The sequence below is a fragment of the Caballeronia insecticola genome (assembly GCF_000402035.1).
In the GTDB taxonomy this organism is placed as follows: domain Bacteria; phylum Pseudomonadota; class Gammaproteobacteria; order Burkholderiales; family Burkholderiaceae; genus Caballeronia; species Caballeronia insecticola.
Window position 1 is genome coordinate 524,086 of sequence record NC_021294.1, and the last position, 21,291, is coordinate 545,376.

General features: G+C 63.1%; 15 protein-coding genes. 9 read left to right on the forward strand and 6 right to left on the reverse strand.

Annotation, left to right across the window (positions count from 1 at the left end):
* Nucleotides 1-622 precede the first annotated feature (622 nt).
* The 9 genes from BRPE64_RS16520 (at nt 623) to BRPE64_RS16560 (ending at nt 12,382) form a co-directional block, all read left to right on the forward strand.
* Complete coding sequence (locus tag BRPE64_RS16520; protein WP_044042319.1) at nt 623-1,948, forward strand: MFS transporter; 1,326 nt, start codon at nt 623-625, stop codon at nt 1,946-1,948.
* A 29-nt stretch (nt 1,949-1,977) separates the two neighbouring features.
* On the forward strand, nt 1,978-4,518 hold the full coding sequence (nirB, locus tag BRPE64_RS16525) for a nitrite reductase large subunit NirB (RefSeq protein WP_016354618.1): 2,541 nt from the start codon (nt 1,978-1,980) through the stop codon (nt 4,516-4,518).
* A gap of 25 nt (nt 4,519-4,543) precedes the next feature.
* Nucleotides 4,544-4,891: a nitrite reductase small subunit NirD gene (gene nirD, locus BRPE64_RS16530; protein ID WP_016354619.1), complete on the forward strand. Its 348-nt coding sequence runs from the start codon at nt 4,544-4,546 to the stop codon at nt 4,889-4,891.
* Nucleotides 4,888-6,159, forward strand: a complete 1,272-nt coding sequence (locus tag BRPE64_RS16535) for an NAD(P)/FAD-dependent oxidoreductase (protein WP_084675784.1) — start codon at nt 4,888-4,890, stop codon at nt 6,157-6,159. The genes nirD and BRPE64_RS16535 overlap by 4 nt, the downstream gene beginning before the upstream one ends.
* 31 nt (nt 6,160-6,190) lie before the next feature.
* Nucleotides 6,191-8,920, forward strand: a complete 2,730-nt coding sequence (locus BRPE64_RS16540) for a nitrate reductase (RefSeq protein WP_016354621.1) — start codon at nt 6,191-6,193, stop codon at nt 8,918-8,920.
* A gap of 628 nt (nt 8,921-9,548) precedes the next feature.
* On the forward strand, nt 9,549-9,896 hold the full coding sequence (locus BRPE64_RS16545; protein WP_016354623.1) for a hypothetical protein: 348 nt from the start codon (nt 9,549-9,551) through the stop codon (nt 9,894-9,896).
* Between the two features lie 125 nt (nt 9,897-10,021).
* On the forward strand, nt 10,022-10,369 hold the full coding sequence (locus BRPE64_RS16550) for a hypothetical protein (protein WP_044042713.1): 348 nt from the start codon (nt 10,022-10,024) through the stop codon (nt 10,367-10,369).
* A gap of 159 nt (nt 10,370-10,528) precedes the next feature.
* Nucleotides 10,529-11,614 (forward strand): hypothetical protein, encoded by a 1,086-nt coding sequence (locus BRPE64_RS16555; protein WP_016354625.1) that lies wholly within the window; start codon nt 10,529-10,531, stop codon nt 11,612-11,614.
* A gap of 153 nt (nt 11,615-11,767) precedes the next feature.
* The gene (locus BRPE64_RS16560; RefSeq protein WP_232519256.1) at nt 11,768-12,382 is read left to right on the forward strand and encodes a hypothetical protein; all 615 of its coding nucleotides are present in this window, start codon (nt 11,768-11,770) and stop codon (nt 12,380-12,382) included.
* Between the two features lie 22 nt (nt 12,383-12,404).
* On the opposite strand, the gene BRPE64_RS16565 is transcribed toward BRPE64_RS16560, so the two are convergent.
* The 6 genes from BRPE64_RS16565 to BRPE64_RS16590 all read right to left on the reverse strand — a co-directional run bounded on the left by BRPE64_RS16565 (nt 12,405) and on the right by BRPE64_RS16590 (nt 21,092).
* Nucleotides 12,405-13,880: a heavy metal sensor histidine kinase gene (locus BRPE64_RS16565; protein ID WP_016354627.1), complete on the reverse strand. Its 1,476-nt coding sequence runs from the start codon at nt 13,878-13,880 to the stop codon at nt 12,405-12,407.
* Entirely contained in the window at nt 13,877-14,590 is a 714-nt protein-coding gene (locus tag BRPE64_RS16570; RefSeq protein WP_016354628.1) for a heavy metal response regulator transcription factor, read from the reverse strand. The genes BRPE64_RS16565 and BRPE64_RS16570 overlap by 4 nt, the downstream gene beginning before the upstream one ends.
* Before the next feature lie 96 nt (nt 14,591-14,686).
* Nucleotides 14,687-16,144 (reverse strand): efflux transporter outer membrane subunit, encoded by a 1,458-nt coding sequence (locus BRPE64_RS16575; protein WP_016354629.1) that lies wholly within the window; start codon nt 16,142-16,144, stop codon nt 14,687-14,689.
* A complete protein-coding gene (locus BRPE64_RS16580; protein WP_016354630.1) occupies nt 16,141-17,376 on the reverse strand; it encodes an efflux RND transporter periplasmic adaptor subunit in 1,236 nt (411 codons plus the stop codon). Before BRPE64_RS16580 ends, BRPE64_RS16575 begins: the two co-directional genes overlap by 4 nt.
* Before the next feature lie 21 nt (nt 17,377-17,397).
* Nucleotides 17,398-20,583: an efflux RND transporter permease subunit gene (locus tag BRPE64_RS16585; protein ID WP_016354631.1), complete on the reverse strand. Its 3,186-nt coding sequence runs from the start codon at nt 20,581-20,583 to the stop codon at nt 17,398-17,400.
* Nucleotides 20,584-20,825: 242 nt separating this feature from the next.
* A complete protein-coding gene (locus BRPE64_RS16590; protein WP_016354632.1) occupies nt 20,826-21,092 on the reverse strand; it encodes a DUF4148 domain-containing protein in 267 nt (88 codons plus the stop codon).
* Nucleotides 21,093-21,291 lie beyond the last annotated feature (199 nt).

Consider the following 21,291-nt stretch of genomic DNA (forward strand, 5'->3'; position numbering starts at 1 on the left):
GATGCACGAAAGGGACGCCGTTGTCCTTGCATGGATAGTTCTCGTGCCACGAACGCCGTTGCCCGCAGCGCATTCAGCAATGCAATAAGCGGGCCATTCGCGTGCGCGCCGTCGTGTCTTGCTGCGTCGATGCTCACGGTGCTGCCAAAGGCACCGCGCTTGTGCGCGTCGCTTGACATCGCACCGCTTCGGCGCGGCTGTGCATCGCGCGAGTGAACGTAAGAAGCTCACGAAACGGTTAATCAGATTAACTGAATCGTACAAATAACTGCGTCACGAATATTCGATCCGCATCGCGCGAGGTCCGTGTGCGCACGTCATCAGTGCTGCGTCGCACCATCGCTGTGCCTGTCTGCATCGAAACACGACGCGAAGCGTGCGCGCGGAAGCGGTGCATGCGGCCCGCGAAGCCTTGTCCTGCGCCGCTCTCCGGCCGATGCGCCGCGCATGGCATAGGCCTTGCCTTAAGCGTTGCCATCGGATCAACGGCGATCCGTCCTGAATACAGCGCCCGGCAGGTCGACGACATGCGGGCATCGGACAACGGCGTCCCCCGCATCGGCTAACCGGCTGCATGCGCGGGACGCCTTTCTTTTTTGGCGATCACAGGAACGACACAGCGATGGACAAAGCCACCCGGATCGATCTTTTCAGCATGCGCACGGCGCCGATGCGCGCCTTCCATCTCACGTGGATGGCGTTCTTCGTGTGCTTCTTCGCGTGGTTCGCCTGCGCGCCGCTGATGCCGCTCATCAAGCGCGAATACGGACTTAGCGCGGATCAGGTCGCCAACATCAACATCGCGGCCGTGGCGGTGACGATTCTCGTGCGCCTCGTCGTCGGTCCGATGTGCGACCGCTTCGGCCCGCGCAAGGTGTATAGCGTGCTGCTGCTCGCGGGCGCGGTGCCCGTGCTCGGTGCGGCACTTTCCACGGGCTACGACAGCTTTCTGTGGTGCCGTCTCGCGATCGGTGCGATCGGCGCGAGCTTCGTCATCACGCAGTACCACACGTCGGTGATGTTCGCGCCGAACGTCGTCGGCACCGCGAACGCGACGACCGCTGGCTGGGGCAACGCGGGTGCGGGCGCGGCGCAGGCGATCGTGCCGCTGCTCGTCGCGGCGGCGATCGCACTCGGCGCGGGCGCTGCATCGGCATGGCGCATCGCGCTGATCGTGCCGGGCATCGCGATGCCGGTGATGGCGTACTTCTACTGGCGCTATACGCAGGACTGCCCGCAAGGCGATTTCTCGACGCTACGCCGCGCGGGCATCGCGATCGACGGCGGCAAGAAAGGCGGATGGCAGAGCTTCCTCGCCGCGTGCTCGAACTATCGCGTGTGGATGCTCTTCGTGACCTACGGCGCGTGCTTCGGCGTGGAAGTGTTCATCCACAATATGGCGGCGGTGTATTACGTCGATCGCTTTCAGTTCACGCTCGCTCAGGCAGGCATGGCGGCGGGCAGCTTCGGCCTGCTGGCGCTGTTCGCGCGCGCACTCGGCGGCTGGCTCTCGGACAAGGCGGCCGCCCGCCGCGGCCTCGACATTCGCGCGACCTTGTTGTTCGCGCTGATCGCGGGCGAAGGCATCGGTCTGTATGCGTTCGCGCATGCGCCGAGCGCCGCGCTCGCCGTCATCTCGATGCTCGCATTCGGCCTCTTCACGCACATGGCGTGCGGCGCGACCTACGCGCTGGTTCCGTTCATCGATCGAAAGGCGCTCGGCGGCGTGGCGGGCGTGATCGGCGCGGGCGGCAATGTCGGCGCCGTCGCGGCGGGCTTCCTGATGAAAGGCTTAGGCAGCGCGCAAGCAACGTTGTCGATGCTCGGCGTGATCGTCGCGGGCACCGCGCTCTGCGCGCTCGCCGTGCGCTTCTCGCCGGAACACAAAGCGCGCGAAGCCGCGTTGCGCGAAAGCGCACTGGCCGTCAACAGCGGCATCGCCAACTAAGCATCTGAGAATTGAAAAGGGTCCCCGTCATGAAAATCGTCGTCATCGGCCACGGCATGGTCGGCCACAAGTTCCTCGAATGTCTCGCCGAGAGCGGCCACGACGCACTCGACGTGACCGTGCTCTGCGAAGAACCGCGCGCGGCCTACGATCGCGTGCATCTGACCGAGTTCTTTTCGGGCAAGTCGGCGGACGATCTCTCGCTCGTCCAGGAAGGCTTCTTCGAGCAGTCGGGCTATGTGCTCAAGCTCAATGCACGCGCGGTTGCGATCGATCGTGCGGCGCGCACCGTCACGGCATCAAACGGCGACGTGCTCGCTTACGACAAACTCGTGCTCGCGACCGGTTCGTATCCGTTCGTGCCGCCGGTCGAAGGACGCGATCGCGATGGCTGCTTCGTGTATCGCACGATCGAGGATCTCGAAGCGATGCAGGCATGCGGCGCGCGCTCGAAGACGGGCACGGTGGTCGGCGGCGGCTTGCTCGGTCTCGAAGCGGCAAAGGCGTTGCGCGACATGGGGCTTGAGACGCACGTGGTCGAATTCGCGCCGCGCCTGATGGCGGTGCAAGTCGATGAAGGCGGCGGCCGCATGCTGCGCGGCAAGATCGAAGAACTCGGCGTGACTGTGCATACCGGCAAGAACACGCTTGCGATCGTGGACGGTGCGGATGCGGCGAACCGCATGAACTTCGCCGACGACACGCATCTCGACACCGACATGATCGTGTTTTCCGCAGGCATCCGTCCGCGCGACGACATCGCGCGTGCAGCGGGTCTCGAGATCGGCGCACGCGGCGGCATCATGATCGACGACGCTTGCCGCACGAGCGATGCCGATATCTATGCGATCGGCGAATGCGCGCTGTGGCAAGGCCAGTTGTTCGGTCTTGTTGCGCCGGGTTATGACATGGCGCGCATCGTCGCGAAACAGATCGCCGGTATCGAAGCCGCGTTCGCGGGCGCGGACATGAGCACCAAGCTCAAGCTGATGGGCGTGGACGTGGCGAGTATCGGCGATGCGCACGGCAAGACGCCGGGCAGCCGCACGTATCAATACAGCGACGAGCGCAAGCAGGTCTACAAGAAGCTTGTCGTATCCGATTGCGGCAAGTTTCTGCACGGCGCGGTGATGATCGGCGATGCGAGCGAATACGGCACGCTGTTGCAGATGATGCTCAACAAGATCGAGTTGCCCGACGCGCCCGAATTCCTGATCCTGCCTTCGAGCGATGGCCGGGCGAAGCCCGCACTCGGCGTCGAAGCGTTGCCCGATGCCGCGCAGATCTGCTCGTGCAACAACGTGAGCAAGGCCGAAATCTGCGCGGCGGTGTGCGCAGGCGCAACGAGCATCGGCGCGATCAAGTCATCGTGCAAGGCGGGCGCGACGTGCGGCGGCTGCGTGCCGCTCGTGACACAAGTCATGAAGTCGGAGATGAAGCGGCAGGGCATGGCCGTCAACAATCATCTCTGCGAGCACTTCGCTTATTCGCGTCAGGAGCTGTATCACATCGCGCGCGTAGAAGGGCACCGCACGTTTGCATCGATGCTCGCGAAGCACGGCAAGGGACGCGGCTGCGATATCTGCAAGCCTGTCGTCGCGAGCATTCTCGCTTCGTGCTGGAACGAGTTCGTGCTGAAGACGGAGCACGCGAGCCTGCAGGATTCGAACGACTACTACCTCGCCAACATTCAGCGCGACGGCACGTATTCCGTCGTGCCGCGCATGCCGGGCGGCGAAGTGACGCCCGATGGTCTGATCGCCGTTGGTCAGGTCGCGAAGAAGTACGGCCTCTATACGAAGATCACAGGCGGGCAACGCGTCGATATGTTCGGTGCGCGCGTCGAGCAGTTGCCGTTCATCTGGGAAGAGTTGATCGCCGCGGGCTTCGAGTCGGGCCATGCCTATGGCAAGGCGTTGCGCACGGTGAAGTCGTGCGTCGGTTCGACGTGGTGCCGCTATGGCGTCGGCGATTCGGTCGGCCTCGCGATCGAGCTTGAGAACCGCTACAAGGGTCTGCGCACACCGCACAAGATCAAGTTCGGCGTGTCGGGCTGCACGCGCGAATGCGCCGAAGCGCAAGGCAAGGACATCGGCGTGATCGCGACTGAAAAGGGCTGGAATCTCTATGTCTGCGGCAACGGCGGCATGAAGCCGCGTCATGCGGAATTGCTCGCGTCGGATCTCGATCACGCAACGCTCGTGCGTTATATCGATCGCTTCCTGATGTTCTACGTGCGGACGGCCGACCGTCTGCAACGCACGAGCGTCTGGCGCGACAACCTCGAAGGCGGTCTCGATTATCTGATCGATGTGGTGATCAACGACAAGCTCGACATTGCCGCCGAACTCGAATCGGAGATGCAGCTCGTGGTCGATACCTACGAAGACGAATGGAAGAAGGCCGTCACCGATCCGCAAACGCGCAAGCGCTTCCGCCACTTCGTGAACAGCGACGAGGGCGATGCGAACGTGACATTCGTCGAGGAGCGCGGCCAGATTCGTCCCGCGACGCCTGAAGAGCGCAAGTTGAAGCTCGCCGGGATTCCTGTTGTCATCGAAACCGTCTGATTCATCGGCACTCAAGGAGATCATCATGAACGACCGCATCGAACAGGACTGGACCGCCGTTTGCGAACTCGACGACATCGTGCCGGATACCGGCGTCTGCGCGCTCGTGAAGGGCACGCAGGTCGCGGTGTTCCATCTCGCCGGCGACGACGAAGCGAGCGTCTATGCAATCGACAACTACGATCCGCATTCGCAAGCAGCGGTGCTTTCGCGGGGCATCGTCGGCAGTCTCGGCGAGCGTGTCGTGGTTGCATCGCCTATCTACAAGCAGCACTTCGACTTGCGCACCGGCGAATGCCTCGAAGCGCCCGAGCTTTCCGTCAGCGCCTATCGCGTGAAAGTGGCGGGCGGCAAGGTGTGGATCGCCGCATGAAAACCGAATATGCGGTTGCGGGTCTCGCCTCGCTGAATGAAGCGAAAGCGCGTCAGCGTCTGGTCGTCATCGGCAACGGCATGGCGGGCATGCGCACGGTCGAGGAACTGCTGAAGATCGCGCCCGAGCTTTACGACATTACCGTGTTCGGCGCGGAGCCGTACGGCAACTACAACCGTATCCTGCTCTCGCCGGTGCTCGCGGGAGAGAAGAGCGTCGACGACATCATTCTCAACACGCGCGATTGGTACGACGCCAACGGCATCACGCTGCATGCGGGCGATGCCGTGACTGCGATCGATCGCGCGAAGCGTATCGTGCGCTCGCAAAAGGGCGTCGAGGTGCGCTATGACCGTCTGTTGATCGCGACCGGCTCGAAGCCGTTCATCATTCCGGTGCCGGGTTGCGATCTTCCCGGCGTGATCGCGTTTCGCGACATCCAGGACGTCGAGATCATGCTCGATGCCGCACGCGATCATCGTCATGCGGTGATCATCGGCGGCGGACTGCTTGGGCTGGAGGCGGCCAACGGCTTGCAGCGGCAGGGCATGTCGGTGACGGTGGTGCATGCGAGCGAAAGCCTGATGGATCGTCAACTCGATGCCAGCGCGTCGGCTTTGCTCAAGCGTTCGCTCGAAGCGATTGGTCTTCGTTTTGCGATGGCCGCGCAGACGAGCGCGATCATCGGCGACGACCGCGTGCGTGCGGTGCGCTTCGCCGATGGCACGCAGATCGACGCGGACCTCGTCGTGATGACGGCGGGCGTGCGGCCGAACATCGCGCTGGCTCAGGCGTCGGGTTTGCATTGCGAGCGCGCGATCGTCGTCGACGACACGCTGCAGACCTTCGATCCGCGCGTCTATGCGGTGGGCGAATGCGTGCAGCATCGTTCGGCGACATTCGGTCTTGTCGCGCCGATCTGGGATCAGGCGCGCGTGGCGGGCGCGCATCTCGCGGGCGCGGGGCATCGCCGCTACGTGCAGCGCGCGACCGCGACCAAGCTCAAGGTAACGGGCGTGGACCTCTATTCCGCAGGCGATTTCATCGGCGATGACGACAGCGAGGACCTCGTGCTGCGCGATCCTCGCCGCGGCGTCTACAAGCGTCTCGTGCTGCAAGCGGGCCGCGTGATCGGCGCGGTGCTTTACGGCGACGTGAAGGACGGCGGCTGGTACTTCGACCTTATCCAGAACCGCACCGACGTCGCGCATCTGCGCAACAGGCTTCTCTTCGGCCGCGCGCTGTGCGAAGCGAACGGATCAGCATGAAGCATCAGCAAGAGAGACTTCGAACGTGAGCATGCCCATCATCCCGATTCAATCTGCAACGGTTAAGACAACGTGCCCGTATTGCGGCGTCGGCTGCGGCGTGGACGCGACGCCTGCGAGCGCGACCGAAGTCACGATCGCGGGCGACGAGACGCATCCGTCGAATTTCGGGCGTCTGTGCGTGAAGGGCTCGGCGCTCGGTGAAACGGTGGGACTCGAAGGACGCCTGCTTGCGCCGAAACTGCGCGACAGAAATACGGGCTTGCTCACCGACGTTTCATGGGACGACGCCGTAGGCACGGTCGCGAGCGGCTTCGCGCGCATCATCGCGCAACATGGACCGGATGCGGTCGCGTTCTACGTGTCGGGGCAACTGCTCACCGAGGACTATTACGTCGCCAACAAGCTGATGAAGGGTTACATCGGCAGCGCGAACATCGATACGAACTCGCGGCTGTGCATGTCGTCGTCCGTGGCGGGGCACAAGCGTGCGTTCGGCGAAGACCTCGTGCCGATGAACTATGAAGACCTCGAACTCGCGGACCTGGTCGTGCTTGTTGGCTCGAACACCGCGTGGTGTCATCCGATTCTCTTTCAACGCATCGTCAAGATGAAGGAGAAGCGGCCGGAGATGAAGATCGTCGTGATCGATCCGCGCTATACCGCGACGTGCGAAATGGCCGATCTGCATTTGCCGCTCAAGCCGGGCACCGACGTGCGGCTGTTTAACGGCCTGCTCGCGTTCCTCGCCGAACACGGCGCAACCGATGCCGCTTTCGTCGATGCACACACACATGGCTTCGACGCCGCGCTCGCCGCCGCCGGTCCCGCGGACCTCGCGCAGACGGCGAAAGACTGCAAGATCGATCAACATGACCTCATGGCGTTTTATCGTCTGTTCGCGCGCACCGAGCGTGTCGTGACGGTGTACTCGCAAGGCGTGAATCAATCGAGCGCGGGCACGGACAAGGTCAACGCCATCATCAATTGCCATCTGCTGACAGGGCGCATCGGCAAGCCGGGCATGGGGCCGTTCTCGTTCACCGGACAGCCGAACGCAATGGGCGGCCGCGAAGTGGGCGGCCTCGCGAATACGTTGGCGGCGCATCTGGAGTTCGGCGATCCGCTGCACGGCGAGATCGTGCAGACGTTCTGGAACTCGCCGGCTATTGCGCAACGCGCCGGGCTGAAGGCGGTCGAATTGTTCGATGCCATCGAAAGTGGCCGCGTGAAAGCCGTGTGGATCATGGGCACGAATCCGGTCGTGAGCCTGCCCGACAGCGATCGCTTGAAGCGTGCGCTCGACATGTGCGAACTGGTCGTGAGTTCGGACATCATCGAGAAGACGGACACGAACGCATTCGCCGATGTGTTGCTGCCCGCGCTCGGCTGGGGCGAGAAAGACGGCACGGTGACGAACTCGGAGCGGCGCATCTCGCGTCAACGTGCTTTCATTCCGGCGCCGGGCAAGGCGCGCGCGGACTGGCGCATCATCTGCGATGTGGCGCGGCGCATGGGATTCGATGGCTTCTCATTCGCGGGACCACAAGAGATTTTCGATGAGCACGCGCGTCTGAGCGCGTATCGCAACGATGCCGCGACGGGCGTGCATCGCGCGTTCAATGTGAGCGGTTTGATCGGCATGGACCGCGCACGCTACGATGCGTTGCAGCCCGTGCAATGGCCGCTGTTTGCGCCGGACGGACAGGGCGTTGTGCGTCTCTTCGAAGATCGCCGCTTCAGTCACGCGGACGGCCGCGCGCGCTTCATCGCAACGGCGCCGCGCGCACCGAAGAACGCGCCCGACGAAGACTATCCGCTCGTGCTCAATACGGGCCGCGTGCGCGACCAATGGCACACGATGACACGCACGGGCCGCTCCGCGAAGCTCGCGGGGCATATCGGCGAATCGTTCATCGACATGCATCCGCAGGACGCGCTCGCATGCGGCGTGCGCGAAGGCGAACTCGCGCGCGTGGCGAGCCGCTGGGGCTCGATGGTGGCGCGCGTGCAGCACGGCGGCGGCATGCCGCGCGGCAGCGTATTCGTGCCGATCCACTGGAACGATCAGGTCGCCTCCGATGCACGCGTCGGCGCAGTGGTGAACCCGGTCGTCGATCCGGTTTCAGGCGAGCCCGAATTCAAGCACACGCCCGTTTCAATCGAAAAATTTCACGTGACGTGGCATGGCTTTTCGTTGTCCCGCAGCGCGCCCGATCTCGACATGGTCACGCACTGGACGCGCGTGCACGGCGCGCGCTTCGTGCGCTATGAGATGGCGGGCCGCAATCGTTTCGATGCCTCGAATGGCGATCATCGCGACTGGGCGCGCACGCTCTTTCGTATCGACGATCAACACGCCGACTGGATCGAATACGAGGACAAGAGCGCGGGCGTGTATCGCGCGGCGCATGTGATCGATGATCGCATCGAAAGCTGCGTGTTCATTTCCGAGCGTCCCGATCTGCCCGCGCGCGCGTGGCTCGCGAGTCTCTTCGAGAAGGACCGCCTCGACGAAGAGGATCGCATAAGCCTGCTGCTCGGCCAGCCGATGGGCAAGGGCGAGGACACGGGACCTACGGTGTGTTCGTGCTTCGGCGTCGGGCGCAATACCATCTGCAATGCGATCCGCGACAAGGGCCTCAAAAACGCGGCGGAAATCACGTCGTGTCTGAAGGCGGGCGGCAACTGCGGGTCGTGCGTGCCAGAGTTGAAGAAGCTCATCGTCGAAACGGAAATGGCGCGTCTGAGCACGGTTTGAATTACGTGGTCTGCCGCACGTAAAACGCGCGCACCCGCCGCGCACCATCACGGCGCATCCGTGGAAACCCGCGAAAACAGAGCGTTTGCGGGCTTCTGCGCCTATCATATGAGTGCTGTCCAACTCAATTTCTCACGATCTGGCGCGACGTGAGATCGAATGTTGGCTCTCCCACGCTTGACCCGGTTCATCTTCCGTACAGTCACCACAAAACACAGGCACTCAGCAAATACGAAAACGCCTGAGAACATCATCGAAAAGATGATACGGGGATTGCGATGAAGACGAACGCAAAGCACATCAAAAAAGCGGAAGGCCTGCGCGCCATGTTCCGTTCGACGGGAATCGACAACCCGTCTCACTCAAACATCGATCTGAAGGGTCACGAACGGCGGCTTCGTTGCATCGAAGCATGCGGCGTGATGGCTTCATACCGTATCTGAACGCTGGCCCACGCCGGCACGCATTCCGCTCACTCGCTCCCTGACATTCGTTCCGGTTCTCCGAGGCGAAAGAAAGGTAGTCGATTGAAATAGGACTGCGAATAAAAAACGAATTGCTGTGCCTGCTACATATCGGCGTCGATGTAGCCGGATATAACCGTGCGCCTACCAATGGAGACCTCATCATGCAACGCAAACTGATCGCAGCAGCCATCCTCTCGCTCGTTTCCGCAGCAGCCTTCGCAACGGGCACGAGCTCCAGCTCCAGCTCGACGTCGGGCGGCAACACCGCCGCAGCCGTCTACGGCTTCGGTTCCTTCACGGCGACCAACGCGGGCCTCTCGAACGGCAACGCGTCGGCGACGGCAGGCTCGGGCTTCGGCGTGACGGGCAACACGACCAACGCAACGACCGGTCACATCAACAACTCGTCGGTGGGCGGCAAGGGCTTCGGCGGTTCGTCGGCAACGGGCGTGTCGGGTGCGGATGCCGCTGCGAACGCCTGGAGCAAGCTCGGCGGCGGCTGGCGTTAAGCCACGCGGCGAAGGATGGCGAGCAGCGCCGCAACGCACGTTCGCTTTCCTCGGCCGTAGTCGTCATCGTTTGGCTGGTTAAAAAAGAGAATTCAAACTTACTTGATCGATAAGGAATGCAAATCATGAAACGCACTCTGATCGCTGCCGCACTGCTCTCGTTCGTCTCCGTCGCCGCCATGGCCACGACCACGAACTCTTCCTCGAGCTCGACCTCGGGCGGCTCGACCTCGGCTTCCGTCTCGGGCTTCGGCCACTTCACCGCGACCGACCGTGGTACCGCCAACGGCAACGCGCAATCGATCGCCGGCAGCGGCTTCGGCGTGACGGGCAACTACACGAACGCCACGACGAGCCACACCAACACGTCGACGGTCGGCGGCTTCGGCCACGGCACGTCGCAAGCAGGCGGTACGTCCGGCGCGGACGCTGCAGCGAATGCCTGGAGCAAGCTCGGCGGCGGCTGGCGTTAAGACGGCCTGTGAGCCACGGCAGGGGCGGCGTCGTGACGAGCCGCGTGTTTGCAGGACGCAGCCTTTGCCGCAACCCATATCGCAATCAATAAAAATTCTAAGTCGTGCTCCGGGATCGCCATGCACCAAGGCTTTCCCCTTTCCTTCCGGAGAACCAAAATGAACAAGACCACTTTGCAACTGGCATGTGCGGTTCTGTTTTGCGCCGCGCAACTTGCCCACGCCGATACCGCGGCCAATTCCTCATCGGGCTCGATCTCGGGGTCGACCTCCACCGGCATCGGTCAGGGCGGCGGCTCGAGCCTGAACAACATCGGCACGTCGGCTAACTCGACGGCCAACACGAGTTCCAATTCATCGTCGGTGGGCGGGCTCGGCGTCGCGACGGCCAACGGCGGCAATTCGTCGGCCACGGGCGGCCGCTCGTCGGCGACAGGCGGCCGTTCATCGGCCATGGGCGGCTCGTCGAACGTGAACATCTCGCTGACGATGCCATCGCTGACGAACTCGAACTCCAGCGCAGCCTCGACGATGGCATCGAGCACCGGCGCCAGCGGCACCACCGGAACCGCATCGACCGGCGCGGATGCGACCGGCAAGGCCTCGACGCCCGGCTCCAGCGCCTTCGACACGCGCACGACCGTCGACTACAACCAAAGCTCGTACTCGGTGCGCACGACGCCGTCGATCGCCGCGCCTGCGCTCACCACGACGCTCTCCGACACCTGCATGGGCTCGGCGAGCTTCGGCCTCTCGATCACCGGTTTCGGCGCGACGGGCGGCACGACCATGGTCGATCAGGCTTGCGTGCGCCGTCTCGATGCCCGCGAATTCCGCGCAATGGGCCTGACCGATGTCGCGCTCGCGCTGCTTTGCCAGAGCGATGCGAACCGCCGTGCAGTCGAAGCGACCGGCCATCTGTGCCCGGGCACGACCACGCCGCTCGCGAAGTCGGGCGAGGGCGCGGTGCTGTCGGACGACGAGAAGTACCGCGATCCGCTCGTGCGCGCGCGTCTCGGCCTGCCGGTCACCGCCGCGAACAATCCCGACGTCAAGCTCAAGTCGCAGGAAGCGCCGGAAGTGAAGCAGCCGGCGCCGGTGGCCGCGAAGCAGATCGCGCAGCCGGCTCCCGCCGCCGAGCCGGTCGCGGCTCCGGTCGCAGCACGCGTGTCCGAGCAAGCGGATGACGTCGATGTGGCGAGCGCGCCCATCGGCGAAAAGATCGAAGTCTCGATGATGAAGTGACACGCCGTGATCCGTGGCAGAGTGGCGCCACGGAGCAGAGGAGACGCGCCTCGTCGTTGGGGCCGTCTCTCCCTTTTAAGGGTTGACTCGGTTGTCTATGGTCCCGGAGAGTCAACCCTTGTTTTCCCGCTGAGGCATGCGATGAAGAGTCAGATGAAAGCGGCAGCCATCGCGCTTGCGACGAGTGCCCTGGTCGCGATGATGCCGACGAGCGCACGCGCCGACACGAGCGCAGGCGTAATCTGGGCCGCGAACCCGGCCGGCGTGCAGGCCATGCCCAACGCTCAGGCGCTCGCCCTGTTGCCTTCGAGCGGCTACGTGCCACTGCAGACGTCGGGCGGCAAGTGCTTGCTGGTCGCGCGGCGCGGCACGCAGATCGTCGCGGTGGAGTTGTCGCCGCTTGCTATCGGCACGAAAGTGATCGGATGGAAGCCGCAGGAAATCGACATGAGCGCGCTCACGTCGAAGTGGGGCTACAAGGCCCCGGAATCATCGGTGGATACGAAGCGTTTCGGCAATCCCGTGACGACGCAGATATCCGCGCAAAGCAAAACGGATACGTCGAAAGACGGCTCGTTCGCGCGTGCAAGCGCGTGGAGCAACGGCCAGGTCGAGGCGCATAGCAGCGCCATTGCATCGGGCTCGGGCGAGACCGAGGCGGCCGAGTCCGTGACGGTCAACGGCAAGACGTATCGCAAGTACAGTCATTTCAAACCGGCAACGGCCGACGCGCCGGTCGCTGCATCGGACGAATACTTCTGTCAGTGAGCGTGAGCGTTCGAACGCTCGCTCATGTTGCCGCCGATTTCGTCTCGACGACCGGCGGCACCGGCAAAGATACATCGTTCGGTGCCCGCGATTCATTCCCGAAGCGCGCGACCGAAAACGAGAACGTGTTGATGCCGTGCTCGCTCGTCGCGGACACAGTGCCTCGATGCATTTCCGCGACCGCCTTCACGATGGCCAGGCCCAGGCCGTGATTCTCGCGGCTGTTCGTGCGCGAACTCTCCGCGCGATAGAAACGGTCGAACAGATGCTGCATGACTTGCGGCTGAATCGGCGCGCCGGGATTGGCCACGGAGATGCGAATACGTCCATGCTCGCGCGAGATCGAGACCGAGATCGTCGCGCCGGGCGCGCAATGCTGAATCGCGTTCATGACGAGATTGGACAGCGCGCGGCCGAATAGCGATGTGTTGACGAAGGCGCGCGCATCGCCGCTCGCGACTGCATCGACGTGTGCTTCCTCCAGCGGAATCTCCAGAAACTCCAGCGTGCGGGCAATTTCCGCCGCGAGCGACACTTCAACCAGACCGGTTGCGCGCTCGCCCTGATCGGCGCGCGCGAGAAACAGCATGTCGTTGATGATCGCGCGCACGCGTTCGAACTCTTCGAGATTCGATTGCAGCGTATGACGCAATTCGTCGATGGAACGGTCGCGCGTCAATGCGACTTCCGTCTGACCGATCAGGATGGTGACGGGCGTGCGCAGTTCATGCGCGACATCGGCATTGAACGATTCGAGGCGTCCATAGGCGTGATCGAGCCGTTCAAGCGCGCCGTTGAAGGACTTCGCGAGGTCTTCGAGTTCCATCGGCAAAGAGCGCGTGTTGAGACGTTGCGAACGATTGTTCGGACTCAGCTTCTGCGCGTCGCGCGTGAGGCGTGTGAGCGGCGCGAGACCGAGCCGCGCCACCGAATAGCTCAGAAGCAGCACGGCGACCGTTGCGAGCGCCATCAACGCGGCGAGTGCGAGACCGAAAGCGCGCATCGTATGGACGTTGGGCGAACAATCGATCGCGACGAACAATTGCAGCGGCGGACGATCGGCGTTGGGCGGAATTGTCAGCGTGCTCATCAGCATGTCGTAGGCGCGGTCGTCAGGGCGCACGAGCGCATAGCCGCCCATCACGCGCTTGACGATGTGTCCGGAGGGCGGCGTGCCGTATTCGAAGCGCGGATCGCTGCTGGACACGGCAAACAGCGTGGAGCCGTCGCGCGGCGTGATGTCTGCGAGCTTCTCCTTCGCGATCTTCCATTTGTCCGGATTCGACACGTGCGTGACGATGAGCCGCGCCACTTCCGCGCGATTGTCGAGCGAGTCGCGCAGATGCTGTTCGAGTTGCACGCGCAACACGAGGAACAGCCCCGAGCCGACGAGCGCGAACACGAACAGCGCGACGAGCGCGAACATGACCGCGAGGCGCCGCGATATGGAACGCTGCGCACGCGGCCCTTGCGGCAACGAAGCCCACGGCGTGTTCATGATGGTCTCGCGTCTTCTCGTGTTTCGCGCATGTCGCGGGCTTCGCGCACTTCGAGCACATAGCCCATGCCACGCACGGTATGCAGCAGCTTCGTGCGGAACGGTCCGTCCAGTTTCGCGCGCAGACGTTTGATGGCCGTTTCGACGACGTTGGTATGGCTTTCGAAATCGACTTCCCAGACGAGTTCGGTGATCGCCGTCTTCGAGAGAATGTCGCCGTGGCGGCGCGCGAGCACGGAGAGCAGTTGAAACTCCTTCGCGGTGAGATCGAGCCGCACGCCGTCGCGGGTGGCGCGGCGGCCGATCAGATCGACGTACAGATCGCCCACGGAAATGAGCGTCGATTCCTGTGCGCGCGTGCGGCGGGCGAGCGCATGCAACCGCTCGACGAGTTCGAGAAAGGAGAACGGCTTGGTCAGATAGTCGTCCGCGCCTTCGCGCAGACCGCGCACGCGATCGTTGATGTGATCGCGCGCCGTGAGCATGATGACGGGCGTCGACTTCTGCAGACGCAGCGCCTTCAGCACGGCGAAGCCGTCGCGGCGCGGCAGCATTACGTCGAGCACGATCACGTCGTAGTCGTATTCGATGGCGAGATGCGTGCCTTCCTCGCCGTCCATGGCGACATCGACGACCCAGCCTTGCTCGGTCAACCCCGAGCGCAAGTAATCCACTACCTTGTGTTCGTCTTCGACAATCAGGACTTTCATGCCTGGCACCTGTGCGCGTTCAGTGTGTGTTTACCGTATTGTCTCACCGCTCACTATACGAGTCTCGCGGGCATCTTGCTTACGTTTTGCTCGACGTCAGTGCGCCGGATTCTTGTTGGTTGCATCTGCAACTTCTTGCGCTGCATCATTCGCATCCCAGCCGCCGCCCAGCGCCTTGACGAGCGCCACCGCGACCGTGCGTTGCTGACCGTGAATCTGCACGTCCTGACGCTCGCTCGTGAGCAGTTGCTGCTGTGCGGTGATCACGTCGAGATACGCAACGAGGCCGCCCGAATAGCGATCGTTCGCAAGCGACAAGAGGCGTTGCGCATCGTCGACGGCCGCGTGCGATTGTTTCGCTGCACCATCGAGCACCGACAATCCGACGATACCGTCCTGCACCTGCTGAAACGCGCCGAGCACGGTCTGCCGATAGTTCGCCACCGCCGCGACATAGCCTTCGCTCGCGAAGTCGACGGCGGCCGCGCGACGTCCACCGTCGAACACGACCTGACTCGCCATCGTGCCGATGGTCCACAACAGACTCGGCGCGGAAATCAGACTGGACAACGCAGTGCTTTCCCAACCGACGGTGCCGTTGAGCGTCAGGCTCGGAAAGAACGCCGCTTTCGCGACGCCGATCTGCGCATTGGCCGCGGCCATCGCGCGTTCGGCGGACGCGACGTCCGGCCTGCGCTGCAACACGTCGCTCGGCACGCCGAGTGGAATCGACGGCACGGGCCGCTCGCCGAGATCCGGCGCAATCGAAAATTGCGGCGCGGGCGTGCCGACCAGCGCGGCGATCGCGTGCTCGAATTGCGCGCGCTGATTCACGAGCAACTGCGCCTGCACGCGCGTGGAATCGAGCTGTGCTTGCTGCTGCAATACATCGAGGCCCGACACCGCGCCGAGATCGTGCTGCGTCTTCACGTAATCGAGCGCTTTCTTTTGCAGACCGACGGAGCGGTTCAGCACATCGATTTCGGCATCGAGCTCGCGCATCGAAAAGTAGGCGCTGGCGAGATCGGTCGTGAGCACGAGGCGCGCATTGGCGAGATCGTCGCGCGACTGTTCCGCCGATGCCTGCGCGCCTTGCACTTCGCGACGAATGCGGCCGAAGAGATCGACGTCATAACTGACGGTGGGCGCGAGCTTGAGATCGTTCTGGACGGTGGTTGCGTTCGGCGTGTTGTAGTTGTTGACCGGGCGATTCTTCGAGATGCGCGAGCGCGATGCGTTTGCGCCAAGATCGATTTCGGGCAGCGCGAACGACGACGTTTGCGCGAGTGTCGCGCGGGCCTGTTCGTAATGCGCGCTCGCGGCGGCGAGCGTCTGATTCTGCGCGAGCGCCTGCGTTTCGAGCGTGTTCAATGTGGCATCGTCGAAACTTTGCCACCAGTCGGGCGCAAGCGGCGCATGCGACGGTGCACCGACGCGCCAGTACGAATCCGTCTGCCATGTCGGCGGCGTTTCGGCGGCCGCGCGCTTGTAATCAGGCCCGACCGTGCACGCGGCAAGCAGAGAAAGCAACGCGAGCGATGCAACCCGCTTCATGATGCGGCCTTCTGATTCGACGGATGCTGCTGGTCTTGCGGCGCGATCACGACATGGTCGCCGTCCGCGATCGAATCGCTCGGATTGACGATGACCTTGTCGGTCGGCTCGATGCCGCTCTCGATCTCCAGCGACTGTCCGAGATCCTGCGCAATCACGATCTTGTTGAGATGCACGTGTCCGTCCGCATCGACGACAGCGACACGCGGACCTTCCGCGCGAAAGAGCAGCGCGTTGCCGGGCACCAGCAGGCGCGCGTGCGCGGCAGCGGGCAGCGCGACCTGCACATAGGCGCCGGGCCGCAGGAGGCCATCGGGATTGGGCAGCCTCACTTCGACTTGCAACGAACGCGTAGGCACGTCGATCGCGCCGGAGACGTGCGTGATCTTGCCGTGAAATTGCTGGCCCGGCAGTTCGGCCTGCATGATCGTCACCTCCTGTCCGACCGACACGTTTTGCGCATACGCTTGCGGAAGTTGCACGAACACGCGCAACGGGTCCGACTGCGCGAGCGCGAACAGCGCGCGGCTCGTGCCGCTGCCTGCGTCGATGAGATCGCCGACATCGACATTGCGCTGCGTGACCACGCCCGCGAACGGCGCGACGATGCGCTTGAAGGATTCGAGCTGACGCAGGCGCTTCACGTTGGCATCGGCGGCGGCGAGATTCGCGACATCCTGGTTGTACGTGCTCTGACGTTCATCGAGTTCCTGTTGCGAGACCGCATCGCGCTGACGCAGTTGCTGCCATCGTTCCAGCGAACTCTTCGCAAGACCGAGGCTCGATGCGGTCTGGTCCCGTTGCGCGACGGCTTGCGCAAGCTCCTGATCGATCTCGGGCGTATCGAGATCGGCGAGCAACTGGCCTTGCTTCACGCGCGTGCCGATATCCGCATACCAGTGAAGCAGATAGCCGGTGGCGCGCGCATAGATCGGCGACTCGACGAAGCCGCGCAGCGTGCCCGGCAAGGTGGTCTCGCCGCCGCCGTCGGTCTGCGTCGGCAGCACCACGTTCACGTATTGCTGCGCGTTCTGTTGCGTGCGCGTGGCGATAGAACGGTTGTGCATCATGTCGGTGACGACGGTGCGCGCGGCGCCGAGCGCGAGCAGCGCAAGCACGATGACGAGCGCGATCTTCGCGCGTTTCCATTCGACATGGCGCGGCGGCAGCGCGGGCCCTTCGTTCGGGTCGCGTGCGGGAATCGCAAGCGATGCGTGGTTCTTTTCGGTCATGTCCGTGATCTTGCTGTGATGTCAGTGTTGGCCGTTCGCGTCGTGTTGCGGCGACTGTCTCTTGCTCGCGGCGCGGCGTGCAAGGCGTGCATGAATGCCTGCAAAAACGAGCGGCACGAAAAAGAGTGTGGAAACCGTGGCGAACAGCAGCCCGCCGATCACCGCGCGGCCGAGCGGCGCGTTCTGCTCGGCGCCTTCGCCGAGGCCGAGCGCCATCGGAATCATGCCGATGATCATCGCGAACGCGGTCATCAACACAGGGCGAATACGGCTCGCGCCTGCTTCGAGCGCGGCCGTGAGCGGTGGCATGCCGGCGTTCAGACGTTGCCGCGCGAACGAGACCATCAGGATGCTGTTCGCGGTGGCGACGCCCATCGTCATGATCGCGCCGGTGAGCGCGGGCACGCTCAAATGCGTGCCGGTGAGAAAGAGCATCCAGATGATGCCGGCGAGCGCGGCAGGCAACGCGCTCACGATGATGAGCGGATCGATCCACGACTGGAAGTTCACGACGATCAGCAGATACACGAGCACAATTGCCATCGCCACGCCGACGCCGAGTCCGAAGAACGACGTGCGCATGGTTTCGACCTGACCGCGCACGACGATCTGACTGCCGCGCGGAAGCGTCTTGCGTGCTTCGTCGACGAGATGATTCACCTGTCGCGCGACGCTGCCGAGATCGCGCCCTTCGACGCTCACGAACAGATCGATCACCGGGCGGATGTTGTAGTGCGTGACCACGGCGAACTGACTCTGCGGCGAAATGCGCACGAGATTGCCGAGCAGTTGCGTGGGCCCGTTGATCGATGCGGACACTGGCGTGCGCAGCAGTTCGTCGATCGATGAAACTTGATATTGCGGCGTCTGCACCGCGAGGTTGTACTCGACGCCGTTACGCGGATTGAACCAGAAGCCGGGCGCCGTTTGCGAACTGCCCGAGAGCGAAACCAGCACGTTCTGCGCGACGTTGCTCGCGGAAAGATTCAACTGTTGCAGACGCGTGCGGTCCATCTGCAAGTCGATGGTCGGCTCGTCCAGCTTCTGCTGAATGTGCGTATCGACGTTGCCGGGAATCATGCGGATCTGCTTCATCAACTTGCTCGCGACTTCGAAGTTCGCCTGCGCGTTCTGCCCTTGAATCTGCACGTCGACGGCGGCGGGCAGACCGAAGTTCAGAATCTGCGTGACGATATCCGCGGGCTGAAAGAAGAATTCGACGCCGGGAAAGCGACGCGGCAGAAGTGCACGCAGTTCGTCGATATACGTTTGCGTGGGCGCGTGATCGGGCTTCAAGGCAACCTGAATCTCGCCGTCGAGCGTGCCGATCGTTCCCGCATTGCTGTACGACAGATTGATGCCGCTATAGGGCAGACCGAGGTTATCGAGGATCGTCGCGAGTTCGTCTTGCGGCACGATCTGGCGCACGACCTTTTCGACCTGATCGGCGAGACGCGCGGTTTCCTCGATGCGCGTGCCGGTCGGCGCACGCATGTGCATGCGGATATCGCCGGCATCGACGCTCGGGAAGAAGTCTTCACCGAGCACAAAAACAAGGCCCGCGGAGAGCAGACAGAAGCCGAGGAACAACGAGGCGAACATGCGCCTGCGTACGAGCAGCGTCGAGAGAATCACGATATACGCGGCGCGCATGCGCTCGAAACCGCGATCGAAACGACGATGCATGCGTACGAAGAGATTCGCTTTCGCCTTCGCATCGGGTGCGTGCGCGTGGCCCATCAGCAGCATGGCGAGCGTCGGCACGAGCGTGCGCGACAGAATGTACGACGCGATCATCGCGAACACGACAGCCTCGGCGAGCGGCACGAACAGGAAACGCGCGACCCCGGTCAGGAAGAACATCGGTACGAACACGATGCAGATGCACAGCGTCGAGACGAGCGCCGGCACCGCGATTTCGCCTGCGCCTTCGAGAATCGCGTCGTGCAGATTGGTGCCCATGTGCAGATGGCGCTCGATGTTCTCGATGGTGACGGTCGCATCGTCCACCAGAATGCCGACCGCGAGCGCGAGGCCGCCGAGCGTCATGATGTTGATGGTTTGCCCGAGCGCATGCAGCACGATCAGCGACGAGAGAATGGAGAGCGGAATCGAGATCGCGATGATGCAGGTGCTGCGCCAGTTGCCGAGAAAGAGCAGGATCATGGCGGCAGTGAGCGCAGCGGCGATAAGCGCCTCGCGCACCACGCCCTGCACGGCGGCTTTCACGAACACGGACTGATCGAACAGCGCGCTGATGTTGAGGTCCGGCGGCAGCGACGCGCGCGCCTGCGGCAGCAGATCCTTCAACGTATTGACGATGGAAAGCGTCGACGAATTGCCGTTCTTCAGGATCGAGATCAGCACACCGCGACGTCCGTCCTGTCGCACGATGTTGGTCTGCGGCGAGAAGCCGTCGCGCACGTGGGCGACTTCGCGCAGATACGTGGTCGCGCCGTTGATCGTGCGCACGGGAATGTCGTTCAGTCCCGCGACCGTCGTGGGCGAACCGTTCATGTTGATGGTGTATTCCTTCGGGCCGATCTTCGCGGTGCCCGTCGGCAGGATCAGGTTCTGTGCATTGACCGCTTGCACGACATCGGTGGGCGTGAGGCCTTTGGCGAGCAGCGCGCGCGTGTCGAGATCGACGGAGACGAGGCGCGTCTTGCCGCCATAGGGATAAGGCACGGCGGCGCCGGGAATCGTCACCAGTTGCGGGCGCAGGAAATTGAGCGCGGTGTCGTTGAGGTCCTGCTCGGATTGCTTCGGGCTCGAAAGACCAAGCTGTATCACCGGGATGCTGGACGCGGAATAACTGATGACGAGCGGCGGCGTCGCGCCCGGCGGCATCTGCTTCAATTGCGCCTGCTCGACGGCGACCGTCTGCGCGATCGCGGTCTGGATGTTCGCCGTCGGCTGCAGAAACAGCTTGATGATCGCGATGCCCGGCAGCGATTGCGACTCGATGTGCTCGATGTTGTTGACCGTGGTCGTGAGACTGCGCTCGTTGACCGACGTGATGCGATTGGCCATGTCCTGAGCGGAGAGACCGGTGTAATTCCAGATGATGCTGACGACGGGAATATCGATTTCGGGAAGCACGTCCACGGGCGTCGTCAAGAGGACGAAGGGCGTCGCCAGCAGAATCATGATGGCCATCACGATAAACGTGTAGGGCCGCTTAAGCGCAACGTTGACTATCCACATTGAGTCGTTCGGAAAATGCTTTTGAGGGGCGCGGCAACGCAAAGACATGCAGCGCGCGAGACGCAATGACGGAGCGAGGCAGGCGGTTCGCCATCTGTGCCGCTATGGTAGTGGCCGGGTGCCAACGACAATATGGCTTGAAAATGGCGTTTCTGTCAGATTAGGCGATTTGAAAGCAAGCATACGAAAGCGCGCGGTCAGGACCGCGCGCTTTCATCGATGAGAAGTGGAATAGTCAGGCGTCAGCGCAGGTAACTGTCTGCATTGGGCGCGAGGTTCGGAAAGCCGGGCTGAGTGCGATAGACGCTCGCGCCGGTAAAGATGCCTTCCTTGATGTCGAGGAACGTGCCGGGATACCGGTTGTCCTGTTCGCCTGGACGGTAGCCGGCGCGTTCGGATTTGACCAGATCTTCTCGAACCTGCTGTCGTGTGAGTCCATTCGATTGAGCGAGCGCGGTGAGCGGCGCTGCACAGAGAACGACGAGCGTCATGCGGATGGCAAGCTTCATGGCGAACTCCTCATGCGGATTGATGGGACGAACGCGGCTGTTGACGCAAGCGCGGTGTTCGAACAGCCGCGTTGCGATTGTAGGTTTCCGAAAATGAAGCGCTTAGCCCGTATGAGGCGATTCTCGAACGATTGCGCTAAAGAGGCAGGGCGGAGGGCGAGCGAGACGGCGCGGGAACGTTCGTGGCGGACGGCAGCCG

Bases quoted from the DNA above. Each gene is read 5' to 3' on its own strand.
- nirD (WP_016354619.1), top strand. From the start codon at position 4,544: ATGAACGACCGCATCGAACAGGACTGGACCGCCGTTTGCGAACTCGAC.
- BRPE64_RS16570 (WP_016354628.1), bottom strand. From the start codon at position 14,590: ATGAAAGTCCTGATTGTCGAAGACGAACACAAGGTAGTGGATTACTTG.
- BRPE64_RS16550 (WP_044042713.1), top strand. From the start codon at position 10,022: ATGAAACGCACTCTGATCGCTGCCGCACTGCTCTCGTTCGTCTCCGTC.
- BRPE64_RS16520 (WP_044042319.1), top strand. From the start codon at position 623: ATGGACAAAGCCACCCGGATCGATCTTTTCAGCATGCGCACGGCGCCG.
- BRPE64_RS16580 (WP_016354630.1), bottom strand. From the start codon at position 17,376: ATGACCGAAAAGAACCACGCATCGCTTGCGATTCCCGCACGCGACCCG.
- nirB (WP_016354618.1), top strand. From the start codon at position 1,978: ATGAAAATCGTCGTCATCGGCCACGGCATGGTCGGCCACAAGTTCCTC.
- BRPE64_RS16540 (WP_016354621.1), top strand. From the start codon at position 6,191: ATGCCCATCATCCCGATTCAATCTGCAACGGTTAAGACAACGTGCCCG.
- BRPE64_RS16565 (WP_016354627.1), bottom strand. From the start codon at position 13,880: ATGAACACGCCGTGGGCTTCGTTGCCGCAAGGGCCGCGTGCGCAGCGT.
- BRPE64_RS16545 (WP_016354623.1), top strand. From the start codon at position 9,549: ATGCAACGCAAACTGATCGCAGCAGCCATCCTCTCGCTCGTTTCCGCA.
- BRPE64_RS16555 (WP_016354625.1), top strand. From the start codon at position 10,529: ATGAACAAGACCACTTTGCAACTGGCATGTGCGGTTCTGTTTTGCGCC.
- BRPE64_RS16590 (WP_016354632.1), bottom strand. From the start codon at position 21,092: ATGAAGCTTGCCATCCGCATGACGCTCGTCGTTCTCTGTGCAGCGCCG.
- BRPE64_RS16575 (WP_016354629.1), bottom strand. From the start codon at position 16,144: ATGAAGCGGGTTGCATCGCTCGCGTTGCTTTCTCTGCTTGCCGCGTGC.
- BRPE64_RS16585 (WP_016354631.1), bottom strand. From the start codon at position 20,583: ATGTGGATAGTCAACGTTGCGCTTAAGCGGCCCTACACGTTTATCGTG.
- BRPE64_RS16535 (WP_084675784.1), top strand. From the start codon at position 4,888: ATGAAAACCGAATATGCGGTTGCGGGTCTCGCCTCGCTGAATGAAGCG.
- BRPE64_RS16560 (WP_232519256.1), top strand. From the start codon at position 11,768: ATGAAAGCGGCAGCCATCGCGCTTGCGACGAGTGCCCTGGTCGCGATG.